This is a genomic window from Streptomyces sp. NBC_00249, assembly GCF_026342355.1.
Classification (GTDB): domain Bacteria; phylum Actinomycetota; class Actinomycetes; order Streptomycetales; family Streptomycetaceae; genus Streptomyces.
The window spans coordinates 267,761-280,108 of the sequence record NZ_JAPEMV010000001.1 but is presented as its reverse complement, the minus strand read 5'-3'; the positions used below and the strand labels follow the sequence as shown (position 1 = coordinate 280,108).

14 protein-coding genes and 2 pseudogenes are annotated in these 12,348 nt (G+C 73.7%); 7 read left to right on the top strand and 9 right to left on the bottom strand.

Annotated features, from left to right (window positions below; translation table 11 throughout):
* The first annotated feature begins 16 nt into the window (after positions 1–16).
* Both OOK31_RS01330 and OOK31_RS01325 read left to right on the top strand, forming a co-directional pair.
* Positions 17–604, top strand: coding sequence for a TetR/AcrR family transcriptional regulator (locus OOK31_RS01330; protein WP_267010435.1), 588 nt, complete (start codon positions 17–19; stop codon positions 602–604).
* A 142-nt stretch (positions 605–746) separates the two neighbouring features.
* A complete protein-coding gene (locus tag OOK31_RS01325) occupies positions 747–1,562 on the top strand; it encodes an alpha/beta fold hydrolase (RefSeq protein ID WP_267010434.1) in 816 nt (271 codons plus the stop codon).
* A 13-nt stretch (positions 1,563–1,575) separates the two neighbouring features.
* Here the strand turns inward: OOK31_RS01325 and OOK31_RS01320 are convergent, their stop codons facing one another.
* Complete coding sequence (locus OOK31_RS01320) at positions 1,576–2,031, bottom strand: DUF4440 domain-containing protein (protein ID WP_267010433.1); 456 nt, start codon at positions 2,029–2,031, stop codon at positions 1,576–1,578.
* A 24-nt stretch (positions 2,032–2,055) separates the two neighbouring features.
* On the opposite strand from OOK31_RS01320, the gene OOK31_RS01315 reads away from it, so the two are divergent.
* The 3 genes from OOK31_RS01315 to OOK31_RS01305 all read left to right on the top strand — a co-directional run bounded on the left by OOK31_RS01315 (position 2,056) and on the right by OOK31_RS01305 (position 3,840).
* The gene (locus OOK31_RS01315; RefSeq protein ID WP_267010432.1) at positions 2,056–2,481 is read left to right on the top strand and encodes a helix-turn-helix domain-containing protein; all 426 of its coding nucleotides are present in this window, start codon (positions 2,056–2,058) and stop codon (positions 2,479–2,481) included.
* Between the two features lie 53 nt (positions 2,482–2,534).
* Complete coding sequence (locus OOK31_RS01310) at positions 2,535–2,966, top strand: VOC family protein (protein ID WP_267010431.1); 432 nt, start codon at positions 2,535–2,537, stop codon at positions 2,964–2,966.
* 163 nt (positions 2,967–3,129) lie between these two features.
* Positions 3,130–3,840 (top strand): hypothetical protein, encoded by a 711-nt coding sequence (locus OOK31_RS01305; protein WP_267010430.1) that lies wholly within the window; start codon positions 3,130–3,132, stop codon positions 3,838–3,840.
* 84 nt (positions 3,841–3,924) lie between these two features.
* On the opposite strand, the gene OOK31_RS01300 is transcribed toward OOK31_RS01305, so the two are convergent.
* Both OOK31_RS01300 and OOK31_RS01295 read right to left on the bottom strand, forming a co-directional pair.
* On the bottom strand, positions 3,925–5,031 hold the full coding sequence (locus OOK31_RS01300; RefSeq protein ID WP_267011793.1) for a mechanosensitive ion channel family protein: 1,107 nt from the start codon (positions 5,029–5,031) through the stop codon (positions 3,925–3,927).
* A 248-nt stretch (positions 5,032–5,279) separates the two neighbouring features.
* The gene (locus OOK31_RS01295; protein ID WP_267010429.1) at positions 5,280–5,930 is read right to left on the bottom strand and encodes a TetR/AcrR family transcriptional regulator C-terminal domain-containing protein; all 651 of its coding nucleotides are present in this window, start codon (positions 5,928–5,930) and stop codon (positions 5,280–5,282) included.
* A gap of 68 nt (positions 5,931–5,998) precedes the next feature.
* On the opposite strand from OOK31_RS01295, the gene OOK31_RS01290 reads away from it, so the two are divergent.
* The gene (locus OOK31_RS01290) at positions 5,999–7,411 is read left to right on the top strand and encodes an FAD-dependent oxidoreductase (RefSeq protein ID WP_267010428.1); all 1,413 of its coding nucleotides are present in this window, start codon (positions 5,999–6,001) and stop codon (positions 7,409–7,411) included.
* 9 nt (positions 7,412–7,420) lie between these two features.
* Here OOK31_RS01290 and OOK31_RS01285 read toward each other — a convergent pair whose 3' ends face one another.
* Together OOK31_RS01285 and OOK31_RS01280 are read right to left on the bottom strand one after the other, a co-directional pair.
* Positions 7,421–8,083, bottom strand: coding sequence for a disulfide bond formation protein B (locus OOK31_RS01285; RefSeq protein ID WP_267010427.1), 663 nt, complete (start codon positions 8,081–8,083; stop codon positions 7,421–7,423).
* A 35-nt stretch (positions 8,084–8,118) separates the two neighbouring features.
* The gene (locus tag OOK31_RS01280; protein WP_267010426.1) at positions 8,119–8,280 is read right to left on the bottom strand and encodes a hypothetical protein; all 162 of its coding nucleotides are present in this window, start codon (positions 8,278–8,280) and stop codon (positions 8,119–8,121) included.
* Between the two features lie 259 nt (positions 8,281–8,539).
* Here OOK31_RS01280 and OOK31_RS01275 point away from each other — a divergent pair, with 259 nt between their 5' ends.
* On the top strand, positions 8,540–8,896 hold the full coding sequence (locus OOK31_RS01275; RefSeq protein WP_267010425.1) for a hypothetical protein: 357 nt from the start codon (positions 8,540–8,542) through the stop codon (positions 8,894–8,896).
* Here OOK31_RS01275 and OOK31_RS01270 read toward each other — a convergent pair.
* The 4 genes and pseudogenes from OOK31_RS01270 to OOK31_RS01255 form a co-directional block, all read right to left on the bottom strand.
* Positions 8,886–9,323: pseudogene (locus OOK31_RS01270) on the bottom strand (GNAT family N-acetyltransferase); the annotation flags it as partial. The gene OOK31_RS01275 and the pseudogene OOK31_RS01270 sit on opposite strands and share 11 nt — an antisense overlap.
* A gap of 199 nt (positions 9,324–9,522) precedes the next feature.
* Positions 9,523–10,683: an amidase gene (locus OOK31_RS01265; protein ID WP_267010424.1), complete on the bottom strand. Its 1,161-nt coding sequence runs from the start codon at positions 10,681–10,683 to the stop codon at positions 9,523–9,525.
* 55 nt (positions 10,684–10,738) lie between these two features.
* A pseudogene (locus OOK31_RS01260) lies at positions 10,739–10,888 on the bottom strand (radical SAM protein); the annotation flags it as partial.
* A 111-nt stretch (positions 10,889–10,999) separates the two neighbouring features.
* Complete coding sequence (locus OOK31_RS01255; protein WP_267010423.1) at positions 11,000–12,340, bottom strand: radical SAM protein; 1,341 nt, start codon at positions 12,338–12,340, stop codon at positions 11,000–11,002.
* Positions 12,341–12,348: the final 8 nt, after the last annotated feature.

Below are 12,348 nucleotides of genomic sequence, written 5' to 3'. Positions count from 1 at the left end.
TCCGTATGATGGGCCCGTGGAGCCTTCGAAGCAACCCCCCGGCCGGCCGCGGGACGCCCGCGTGGACGACGCGATCCGCACGGCGGTACGCGAGTTGGTGCGGGAAGCCGGGTACGCCGCGCTGACCATGGACGCCGTGGCCGCCAGGGCGCGTGTGGGCAAGGCGGCCATCTACCGCCGCCACGCCTCGCGCGGCGAACTGGTCTTCTCCGCCCTCGTGCACGGACGGGAACCCGAACCCCTGCCGGACACCGGTTCGTTGCGCGGGGACCTCACCGCGCTGGCGGGCCTGATCCTGGGCATCTTCGGCGACCCGGTCGTCGCCGCCACCACCCCCGGCCTGCTCGCGGAGCTGAAGCAGCAGCCGCAGATCGCCGCCCGCTTCCAGGCCACCTTCATCGCCGGGGAACGGGCCGAGGTGACCGCCATCCTCGAACGGGCCCTCGTGCGCGGGGAACTGACGGAGCCTCCGGATCCCGCCCTGGTCCACGCCGCGCTCCTCGGCACGGCGTTCGCCTGGGTCTTCCTGCTGGAGCTGCCCCCCACCCCCGGGCTGGCCCCCCGCCTCGCCGCCCTGGCGGAAGCCGCCGCGACGGGCGCGTAGCCGACGGGCGCCGGCCGCCCGCGCCGTTGCGCCGTTCGCCTGAAGGCGGCGGCTCCCCCGCATACGGGCGCCCGGCCGCTGGTAGGAACCCTCGGGCGGCCCCCCGCCCCCGTCGGTCCCTACGTTCCCCGGGAGTCAGGGCATGCCGCTCCTCCACACCGCAGGCCCCGGCCTCTTCTACGAGGTCTTCGGCGAAGGGGACCCGCTGGTCCTCGTCCACGGCTCGTGGAACGACCACACCTCCTGGCTCCCCGCCGTCGAGGCCGACGTCCGCGCCTCCTACCGGGTGATCGCCTACGACCGCCGAGGCCACGGCCGCAGCGGGAACGCGCCGGGCCAGGGCACGCGCAGGCAGGACGAGGACGACCTGGCCGCCGTGATCGAGGAGCTCGGCCCCGGCCCCGCGCACGTGGCGGGGAACTCCTTCGGTGCCTCCGTCGCCCTCGGCCTGGCCGCCCGCCGCCCCGAACTCGTCCGTACGGTCACCGCCCACGAGCCCCCGCTCGTCACGCTCCTGGCCGGCGACCCGCAGGCCCTCGCGGAACTCGCCCCGGCGGCGGCCTCCATCGAGGCCGCCCTCGCGCTCCTGCGCGAGGGCGAACACGCGGCGGGCGCCCGGCTGTTCGTCGAGGAAGTGGCCATGGGTCCGGGCATGTGGGAACAGCTGCCCCCGCAGGCCCGGGAGAGGTTCGTGAGCAACGCCCCCACCTGGCTCGACGAACAGTCCGACCCCCACTGGGCCGACCTCGACCTCGACGGCCTCGCCCGCTGCCCCGCACCCGTACTCCTGAGCGGCGGCGGCCTGAGCCCGGCCTGGCTGGGCGCCGTCCTCGACCGCCTCGCGGCATCCCTGCCCCACGCCCGCCGCCAGACCCTCGAAGGCGCGGGGCACATCCCCCACATGACGCACCCCCAGCAGTACGTGGCCGCCCTCAAGCGCTTCCTCCGCGCGCAATGACGCCACGCCGCCCTCACCCGCTGACCCCCGCCTCCGCCCCCGCACCGGCCCCGTCCGCCGTGCCGAACGGGTTGTCGATGAGGTACCGCCACAGCCCGTCCGCACCCCGCCGGGCCACGTCCGTGGCCGTGCCCTCGATGTGGACGTGCTCCCCGTCCGGCCCCTCCCCGTCGATGACCCAGTCGACGATCAGCAGCGCGGTGTCGCCGGCCACGTAGGTGTGCCGGGGGCGGACGCGGATGGGCAGTCCCAGCGACTGGAAGGCGGAGTTCGCCGCCCTCAGCTCCGCCCCGCCGACCGGTTCCCCGGCGCGCGGGACGAACACGGCGTCCTCGGTGTACACGGCGGCGAGGGCGTGCGCGCTGCCGGAGTTGAAAGCGGCCTCGAAGACCGACGGGTGTTGCACCGCGTCGGACGTCAGGGTGACAGTGGGGGCATGACCGTGCGCGAGATCCGTAGCTATGTCCATGCCGGCAGTCAAACCTCCGGCGACGTGGGTCACCAAACGGAAACCGACGGCCGGCCCTGGGACACCGACCTGGTCCCCTCCCCGCCCGGCCGCAGCCCGCGCCCGGACCCGGACTGCCCGGTGGAGATCGCCCTGGCGGCGGTGTCCGGCCGCTGGACCACCCTGGTCCTGCGCGAGCTGATGCACTCCCCGCACTCCTTCGGCGCCCTGCGCGAGCGGCTCCCGGACCTCAGCCCCAAGGTCCTCACCGACCGGCTGCACACCCTCGTCGAACGCGGACTCGTCACCCAGCAGCGCCTCCCCGGCTTCCCGGTCCGCACCCGCTACACGCTCACCGCGACCGGCCGCGCCCTGCGCCCTCTCCTCGTCGAGCTCTACCGCACGGGCGAGGCCCTCAGGGACGGCGCCGGCGGAGCGGGACGCGCCGAGGCGCCCGCCCTGAACGGCTGACCGGCCCCGGTGCGGGAGGCTGGACGCACCGCGGCGCCATGAGGAGGCCTTCCGTGAACTGGACGCTCGAAGTCGTCCCCGTCCCCGTCAGCGACATGGACCGGGCCAAGGAGTTCTACGCCGACCGGGTCGGCTTCGCCGTCGACCTCGACGACGAGGTCGCACCCGGGATGCGCGTCATCCAGCTGACCCCGCCCGGCTCCCGCTGTTCCATCGCGCTGCTGCACGGCATGCCCGCCGCGCCCGGTACGAGGACCATGACCCCCGGCACGCTGCACGGCCTCCAGCTCTGCGTCACCGACATCGAGGAGGCCCGCGCCGAACTCGTGGCCCGCGGCGTGGACGTCTCCCCGGTGAGCCACCTCGGAACGACGGGCTGGGAGGACGGCAAGGGCGACACCTGGAACTCCTTCATGTCCTTCGAGGACCCCGACGGCAACGGCTGGACGGTCCAGGAGGCCCCCTCCGAGCTCGCTCAGCGCTGACCGGACGACCGGTGGAGGCGGGCGGCCGTCAACAGGGCCTGCCCGGCCGCCCGTACGCCCGATCCGGACATACCCCGAGATACCCGGTCACCGGGATCGGCGCGCGCTGATAGGAATGCCGGGCAGCTCTGCACGCCGCCACCCATGAGGAAGAGGCACCTTCGTGCGATTACTCCGCCGCGCCATCGGATCCGCCGCAGTCGCTGGTGCGCTGGCACTGGCCCTCGTCACCCCCGCGAACGCCGCGCCCGCGCCCGTCACCCCGGCCCAGCCGGCGGCGGCCGCCGCCGTCGGCCCGGTCCAGCTCTACTTCGGCGGCCTCGGCAGCGGCCCCTACAACATCGCGGTCGAGGCGGCCGTCCGCACCGCACTCGACCAGGCGGCGAACCGGGGGTTCGCCCCGGCCCAGTGCCGGATCACGGCCGGCCCCACCGTCGTCAACCAGCTCCCCAACGGCTACGTCCAGGTCGCGGTCGACATCCTCTGCACGGGCGAGCCGACCGTCACCTCCCCGACCTTCGTCCTGTACCGCTACCACAAGAGCTCCGACACCATCAGCACCCCGTGGAACGCCCCGGCCGGCTACCAGCTGCAGGGCCCCCTCGGCACGCTGCACACCTCCGCGGCCCCGGGCACCCAGCCCCTGTACCTGTGCGTGGTGCGCGGCGACCACTTCGCCACCACGGACGTCAACTGCGAGGGCCAGACGTACGTGACCCGGCTGGGCTGGCTCTACGCCTCTCCGCCGGCCGGGGTGGGCTCGCTCCCGCTGCTGCGCTGCCTGCGCAAGGAGAACCGTCAGATCTTCGAGTCCCACAAGGTCGACTGCGAGGGCCAGATCATCGGCGGAACCCTGGGCTACGTCCTGGCCTGACGCCCGGGTCCGCCCGGGGAGAACCCCCGTCCCGCCCGCGGCCGGAAGTGACCGGCGGTCGCGGGCGGGCTGTCGTACCGCGCACTACCGGGCGCGTTCCGCCGGTACCGGGGCCGATGCCTCCCGCTGGTGGGGGAACGGCGGCGCCGACGGCGCCGGGTGGCCCTCCTGCTGGAGCGAGACGGTCCGCGCGGGCGCGGGGATGGAGATGCCCTCGGCCCGGTACCGCTGGTGCAGCCGCTTGATGAACTCGTGCTTGATGCGGTACTGGTCGCTGAACTCGCCGACTCCCAGGATCACCGTGAAGTTGATCCTGGAGTCCGCGAAGGTGTGGAAGCGTACGGCCGCCTCGTGGGTCGGCACTCCGCCCGCGATGTCGGCCATCACGCTGTCGACCACCTCCAGCGTCACCCGCTCCACGTGCTCCAGGTCGCTGTCGTAGCCGACCCCGGCCTGGACCAGGATCGACAACTTCTGCTCGGGCTGCGTGTAGTTGGTCATGTTGGTGCGCGCCAGGCGCCCGTTGGGGATGATCACCAGGTTGTTCGACAGGTTGCGGACCACGCTGTTGCGCCAGTTGATGTCGACGACGTAGCCCTCCTCGCCGCTGCTCAGCCGGATGTAGTCACCGGGCTGCACCGTCTTCGAGGCGAGGATGTGCACGCCCGCGAAGAGGTTCGCGAGGGTGTCCTGGAGTGCCAGGGCCACCGCCAGACCGCCCACCCCGAGGGCCGTGACCAGTGGTGCGATCGACACCCCGACGGTCTCCAGCGCCACGAGGACGCCCATCGTGAGCACCACGATCCGCGTGATGTTGACGAAGATGGTGGCGGACGCGGCGACGCCGGTCCGGGAGGCGGCGACGGACTGGACGAGCCCGGCGACGACCCGGGCGGCGGCCAGCGTGGCGATGACGATGAACAGGGCGGTCAGCGACTGGTTGACGAGGCCCGAGATCCGTGCGGTCAGCGGCAGCGCCGAACAGGCCACCGCCGTGCCCGTGATCACGGCTGCCCAGGGGACGATCGTGCGCAGCGCGTCGACGATGATGTCGTCGCCGCTCCACCGGGTCCTGCTGGCGTGCTTGCCGAGCCATCTCATGAGGCCGCGCAGCAGCAGACCGGCCACGCATCCGGAGGCGAGCGCGATGGCGGCCACGATCCAGTCGTGGAGGACGAGTTCCCGGGTCAACGGACTGCCTCCGAGGGGCGCGGGCCCGGGGCGGCGGGGAGGGGTGTCCACGCCGGCCGCCGTATGTGTTGTGTCGTCACCTTGTCACCTGTCGGCTCGTGTTGCGGGCTGGCCTCGTTCGAGCGCGTGTACGCAAACGGAACGAGCTGCCATCCTGCCCCATGCACCGTCAGGCCCCGGCACCCGGGCATGCGGAACCCCGCCCCGGCCGGGGCTCCGGCCTTGGTTCCGGTGCCGGTGGAGGGGTTTCAGGCGGTGAGGTACCGGGCCTCGATGCCCGCGACCAGCAGTCCCAGCCCCTCCTCGAAGCCCTCGTCGTACTCCTCGAAGAGGCCGGCGCCCGCCGCCGCGGCGAGCGGGAAGCCGGCCATCCGCGCGGCCCGTTCCTCGATGTCGAAGCCCTCGCGGCGTTCGCCCGGGAACGGCTGGACGCCCTGTTCCTCGGTGACGAAGCCGAGGGTGAAGAAGTAGGCCGTGGTGCTCGCGCGGACGGCCTGGGGGAGCGAGAAGCCGGCTGCCACGAGGGCGCCCAGGACCGCTTCCATCCCGGCCGCGTGCTCGGTGCCGGTGAAGCGGGTGCCGCTGAAGACCTTCGCGCCGTCGCGGTAGCCGAGCAGGGCCGCGCGCAGACCCCGGTTGGCGTCCAGGAGCCGTTCCTGCCAGGGGGCGTCCGGGGCGGCCGCCGCGGACGAGGGCATCCGGCGCAGCATCTCCGTCGCCATCTCGTCGAGCAGTTCCTGCTTGTTCTTGAAGTGCCAGTACAGGGCGGGGGCCTGGACGTCGAGGGCCTTCGCGATGGCCCGGAGGCTGAGGCCGTCCAGGCCGACCTCGTTCAACAGCGTCAGCGCGGTGTCGACGGCCTGCTTCTTGTCGAGCTTGGGGGATCTCCGGGTAGCCACGCTTGACAGCTTAACACCGTTAAGTACATCCTCCGGGGATGGAGCTTAACGCTGTTAAGGAGATGGTTATGGAAACGGACGTACTGATCGTCGGAGCCGGCCCCGCCGGGCTCGCCCTCGCCGTGGACCTCGCCCGCCACGGGGTCCGCGCCCTGCTCGTGGAACGGTCCGCGGACCTCTTCCCGGGCTCGCGCGGCAAGGGCGTCCAGCCCCGCACCCTGGAGGTCTTCGACGACCTCGGCGTCGGCCGGGCCGTCCGCGCCGCCGGCGGCCCCTACCCGACCGGAATGATCTGGCGGGACGGCGAGCGCCAGGGCGAGCACCGGATGTTCGACGACGACGAGGCCACGCCGGCCGAGGGCGCCCCGTACCACGAGCCCTGGATGGTCCCGCAGTGGCGGACACAGCGGATCCTGCACGCGCGGCTCACCGAACTGGGCGGCGAGGTGGCCTTCGGCCGGGAACTGGTGGGCTTCACCCAGGACCCGGACGGGGTGACCGCCGCCTTCGCCTCGGGCGGGCCCGTCCGCGCCCGCTACGCCGTCGCCGCCGACGGCGGCCGGTCCGCCGTACGCCGCGCCCTCGGCATCGCCATGACCGGCGAGAGCGTGGACCCCCGCCCCATGCTCGTCGCCGACGTCCGCGTCCCGGGCCTCGACCGCGACCACTGGCACGTCTTCCCGCCCGCCGGCGGCGAGGGCTTCCTCGCGCTCTGCCCGCTCGCCGGCACCGAAGACTTCCAGGTCGCCGCACAGTTCCCGGAGGGCACCCGGATCGACCTCTCGCCCGACGGCGTCCGCGCGGCCGTCGCGGCCCGCTCCCACCTCGCCGCCGAGGACGTCACCGAGGTGCGCTGGGCCTCGGACTTCCGGCCGCGCGCGGCGCTGGCCGACCGCTTCCGCCAGGGCCGCGCCTTCCTCGTCGGCGACGCCGCCCACATCCACTCGCCCGCCGGCGGCCAGGGCCTCAACACCAGCGTCCAGGACGCCTACAACCTGGGCTGGAAGCTGGCCGCCGTACTGCGCGGCGGCGCCCCCGCCGCCCTCCTCGACTCCTACGAGGAGGAACGTCGGCCCGTCGCCGCCGAAATGCTCGGTCTCTCCACCCGGATCCACCGGGGCGAGAGCCGCCGCGGCGCCGCGACCCGCCAGCTCGGGCTCGGGTACCGGCACTCCTCGCTCGCCGTCGAGACCCGCACCGGCCTGCCCGAGGACGCCCTGCGCGCCGGCGACCGCGCCCCCGACGGAACCCTCGACGGCATCCGCCTCTTCGAGGCCTTCCAGGGCCCGCACTGGACCCTGCTCACCGTGGGAGCGGCGGCCCGGCCCCCGCGACTCCCCGGCGTCCGCACCGTACGGATCCCCTCGTACGGGCCCTACGGGGACGGGGTCTTCCTCGTCCGCCCCGACGGCCACGTCGGCTGGGCGGGTCAGGACGCGCAGGGCGCGGCCGCCTACGCCGCCCGGCTCGGCCTGCGCTGACGGCCGGGCTCAGAGCCCGAGGTCGGTGAAGAACTGGTATCCGGTGGGGTCCCCGGGCATCTGCCAGTGGAAGCCCTGCAGCAGCAGGCAGGCGAGCAGGTTGCTCGCGGCGAAGACGAACAGCACCGCGAGGGTGACGGTCGCGGCCCGGCGAAGAGCGGGAGAGGCGGCCGGGGCGTCCAGGGGCTCCACCCAGGAGGTCAGGAACAGCGCGGCGCCGGCGCCGAGCGCGGCGGCGAGGAAGGCGATCAGGGCCCAGGTGTACAGGTGCAGGCCGAACAGGGCGCCGGCGTAGCCGGGGTCCGGGGGCACGATGTGCATCAGCACCTGCGCCGCGGAGACCGTCGAACCGAGGAGTGCGGCCACGACCGCCCAGCCCCAGCCGCCGGCCCACTCCCGCGAGGTCACCGCCCCCGTGCGGGAGCGGGCGATGATCCAGGCCGGGCCCAGCGCGCTGAGCAGGAAGAACATGCGCTGGAGCAGGCACATGGGGCAGGGGTACTCCCACAGCCCGAACTGGAAGAAGTAGGCGCCGGCCAGGGTCCCGCAGAGCCCGACGACGTACGCGTGGGCGAACCACATGCCCAGGCGGCGGGGGAGCGGGGCCGCTCCGGACGCGGCGGGTCCGGCGGACCCGGAAGGCCGGGCGGGGGTCAGGGTGGTGCTGCTCATGATTGAGGTCTCCTCCTCGGAACGGACGCGGTGGTTCAGAGGGCGATGTGGAAGGTGTGGTCGAGGACGTGCGGCAGGAACGCCAGCACCGAGAGCGCCAGCGTCGCCGTCCACAGCGGCAGCCGGATCCGGGCCGGCCGGTCCTGGAGCACCGCCATGACGCACAGGAAGATCAGAAGGAAGAGGAGGGTGTACATGCTGTCCCAGCTTCATCGGGGGAACGTGTTCTCGACTCCCACCCTCCGCCCGGGACCTACGCGCCGGTAGGTACCTCGGGCCGATGCACCCATAAGCCCGCTCTATGGCCGACGACCGCGTACGGTGCGTGACCGGCCGGGCGGCGCGGCGCCGGCTCCGCGAGGGCCGTTCATCCGGCCAGCCGAGCAGCGGATGCCGTCCGGACGCGGCCGGGGCAGGCTGTGCCCAGGACAGCCGCCACACAGACGAGGACGTGCCATGACCCACAGCCGGCATATCGGCGTCATCGCCGGGGCCGCAGCACTGCTGCTCACCGCCACCGCCTGCTCGGGCCTGGGACGGAGCACCGTCGGCATGCTCAAGTTCCGGTCCCACGACTCGCCGGTCGAGCTGAGCTACTCGAACACCCTGGTGAAGGGCTGCCACCCCATCGCCCTGCCCAAGGGCGCCGCCCACGTCGAGAACAACACCCTCGTCGACATCGTCCTGTACCGCTCTCTCGACTGCGCGGAGGATGAGGAGGACCGGCCCGACGGCACCTACGTCGCCACCACCCTCTCGAACGTGACGGCCCCCGAGAGCCGGCCCTGGCGCAGCTTCCGCGTCATCCACTGACCCCGGGGCCCGGACCCCCGCCCCGGCGGGGGTCCGGGGCCGGCGGGAACGCCGGCAGCAGGCTGTCGTAGCCGTAACCGCTCTTCTCCGCGACACGGCAGGACGCCGCGTTGTCCACCTGGTGGCGCAGTTCGAGCCGTTCCAGCCCCTCGGCGCCGAAGCGGGCGAAGGCCCAGGCGGTGACCGCCTCCAGGGCGCGCGGGGCCACGCCGTGCCCGCGCGCCGACGCCGCCGTCCAGTAGCCGACCTGCGCGGAACGGGCCCCCGCGGTGAGATCCTTCAGGACCACGTTGCCCGCGAGCCGGGGCGCCGCCCCGCCGGTACCGGGTTCGCGGACCGCGAAGCCGAACCGGTCCCCCCGCGCCCACCCCCGCTCCTGCTCCCGGACCCATCGCAGCGCGCCCGCCCCGTCGTCCAGGGCCGCAGCAGGAGAGCGGGCGCCGCCGCGGTCGCGGACGACAGACCCTAGTGCTGTGACCGGAAAGGTTCACCGTGTCACGGCGCCCGGCACGGCACCTCGCCGCGTTGTCGGACCACCCGAGTACGTCCAGTACAAGCGGCGGCCCTCCGCCTTGCGAGGCACCGCACCGGACACCGCGACCCGGCAAACCTTCCCGGCCACAGCACTAGACGGCGGCCGCCGCGACGGCCAGGAGGAGGTCCTCCCGGCCCGGGCGGGCGACGAGTTGGAGGCCGACCGGTTCGCCGGCCGGGGTGAGGCCGGCGGGGATGCTGATCGCCGGGTGTCCGCTGATGTTGAACGCCCAGGTCAGGGCGACGCTCATGACCTCGCCCGGCCCCTCGTGGCCGTGCGGCGGGTTGGGGGTGGTGGGCGTTGCCAGCAGGTCGGCCCGCTCGAAGAGCCGGTCCAGCTCCGTGCGGAGCGCGGCCCGGCTCCGTTCGGCCGCTTCGAGGGCGCGCGCGTCGGCCGCGCGGCCGCGCAGGCTCCGCCAGGCCCCCGAAGGATCCGTGAGCCGGACGGGGAACTCGCACGGGACCAGGGCCCCGGAGCCGGCCAGCGCTTCGAGGAGGGCGTACGCCGTCGCGGCGACCCCCGGATCCGTCGCGGTGAGGCCCAGGTCCGCCGACCAGACGGCCACCGGCCCCCGCAGCGGCGGGCGCGGCGGGGGCCCCACCGGGGTACCGGTGAGCACGCTCAGGTAGGCGGCGGCGTCCCGCGCGTCCCGGGCGAGGGGGCCGGCGACGTTCAGGCCGGCCCGGTCCCGGGCGGGCACGCTCCCGTTGGTCGGCTTGAGCCCGAGTACCCCGCACCAGGCCGCCGGGATGCGCACCGACCCGGCGCCGTCGCTGCCGGTGGCCAGCGGCACCATCCCGGCGGCCACGGCGGCGGCCGACCCGGCGGAGGAACCCCCGGGACTCCAGAGCGGGTTGTGGGGATTGCGGGTCGGGCCGTGTTCCGTGGCGCCCCAGGTCTGCCAGCCGGTGCCCGGCCCGGGGGTGGAGGTGGCGCCGACGGGGACGCAGCCGGCCTCCACCAGCCGGGCGGTCTGGAGCGACTGACGCCCCTCGGTGCCCTTCACGGCGAGCGGGACCCCGGCCAGCGGCAGGCGCTCGCCCGCCCGTACCCGTACGTCGACGGCCGCCGCACGCTCGGCCGCCCAGCCGGGCCACAGCTCGGTGAAGGCCCGGACGCCGGGGTCGAGCCGGGCGATCCGGTCGAAGGCGGCCTCGGCCGCCTCACGGGCCGACAGCCGGCCCGCGTTGACGGCGTCCGCGACCGCCCACGCGGACACCCGGTCCCCGGAACCGCTCGACGCCCTGTCCACGACACACCCTCCGAAGATCGTCCCGCCCGCCCCGTGATGCCGGCCCGTCAGCCCGTCAGCCCGCCGGGTCCTCCAGTCCCTCCAGGCTGTCCATGAAGGAGCTCACCGAGAACACCGCCCGGCCGGGACCCGCCGGGCCGTAGCCGGGCGGGGAGCTCAGACCGTACTCCTCCAGCGTCGCCCGGTACGTCTCCAGCAGGCGGAGTCCGCGACCGCCCACGCGGACACCCGGTCCCCGGAACCGCTCGACGCCCTGTCCACGACACACCCTCCGAAGATCGTCCCGCCCGCCCCGTGATGCCGGCCCGTCAGCCCGTCAGCCCGCCGGGTCCTCCAGTCCCTCCAGGCTGTCCATGAAGGAGCTCACCGAGAACACCGCCCGGCCGGGACCCGCCGGGCCGTAGCCGGGCGGGGAGCTCAGACCGTACTCCTCCAGCGTCGCCCGGTACGTCTCCAGCAGGCGGATGTGGTACTCCAGCGGCGCGCCCAGCGGGTTGGCCTTCCCCAGCGGCGTCGTCGGCTCCGGGCACCAGGTCGTGAAGCGCGGCACGACCCCGTTCGACATGAAGAACCGCAGGCCCTCGGCGGTGGACTCGATGGCCTCGCTCACCTTGGTGAAGCCGAACGGCTCGGCCATCTCGATGCCCGCCACGAAGTTGGGGATCACGTTGCGCGGACCGAACACCTCGGTGGAGTCGAGGATCCTGCGGTGCCACTCGTCGCGGCCGACGTAGCGCTCCTTGCCCGGGCAGTGCAGCTCGAACAGCCGGCGGTCCCACACCTCGAAGTTGGGGTGGTAGATCCGGACCCCGTAGTCGTGGAAACGCTGCACGTCGGCCTTGGGCAGCGCCTGGGCGACGACCTTGCCGATCCAGCGGCCCGGGAAGCGCTCCTCGATGGCCTTCGCGTAGTGGCCGTAGAAGTCGGCCTCGTCGCGGCCCGCGACCTGCGAGGTGATCGACCCGCCGGTGAGGGTGTAGGCGCGGGAGGTCCCGGCGGTGTCGTACCGGTCGATGATCTCCAGGGCCTCCAGCACCTCCTCGACCGGCTTCACGCCCGTGTAGGGCCGGCCGGCGGCCTTGTGCTGGCGCCAGTTGTGGTTGATGTCGCAGAACTGGCACTCCTCCTTGGCGCCGAAGTACTGGCACACCCGGAAGACCGTCAGGTAGATGAGGTAGCCCCACTGGATCGTCGGCGCGACCTCCATCACCGACTTGCCGTTCGCGAGCGTGTGCCGGTAGTACTCCGGCATCGGCGGCAGGCCGACGTCGGCGATCCGCGCCCCGTCCAGGTAGAGGCCGAGCGTGCCGTCCTCGCCGCCCTTCACGACGTACGGGGAGTCGGGATTGACCCGTACGGAGACCACGGTGCGGCGCAGACCGTACGGGCCGCCCGTGAGCACGATCTCCTCCGGCGGCCGGTTCAGCGCGGCCGCGCCGAGCTCCGGCAGGGTGCGGTGGTCGAAGGAGAAGATGAAGTACGACTTGGGCTTGACGTCGCCGGAGGCCCCGTCGGCGGTGCCGCTGAGCGCCGACTCGTCGAAGGCCATACCGCCGCGCAGGAGGTCCTCCTTGATGACGGCTTCCCGTGGTACGTGGGGGAAGCGACCCATCAGGTCCTCGACCAACGCGGTGCGGCTCGGGCTCTCGATGTCCATGGAGGACA

Coding starts and splice junctions, on each gene's coding strand:
- OOK31_RS01325 (WP_267010434.1), top strand. CDS start 747: ATGCCGCTCCTCCACACCGCAGGCCCCGGCCTCTTCTACGAGGTCTTC.
- OOK31_RS01320 (WP_267010433.1), bottom strand. CDS start 2,031: ATGGACATAGCTACGGATCTCGCGCACGGTCATGCCCCCACTGTCACC.
- OOK31_RS01290 (WP_267010428.1), top strand. CDS start 5,999: ATGGAAACGGACGTACTGATCGTCGGAGCCGGCCCCGCCGGGCTCGCC.
- OOK31_RS01285 (WP_267010427.1), bottom strand. CDS start 8,083: ATGAGCAGCACCACCCTGACCCCCGCCCGGCCTTCCGGGTCCGCCGGA.
- OOK31_RS01280 (WP_267010426.1), bottom strand. CDS start 8,280: ATGTACACCCTCCTCTTCCTTCTGATCTTCCTGTGCGTCATGGCGGTG.
- OOK31_RS01275 (WP_267010425.1), top strand. CDS start 8,540: ATGACCCACAGCCGGCATATCGGCGTCATCGCCGGGGCCGCAGCACTG.
- OOK31_RS01255 (WP_267010423.1), bottom strand. CDS start 12,340: ATGGACATCGAGAGCCCGAGCCGCACCGCGTTGGTCGAGGACCTGATG.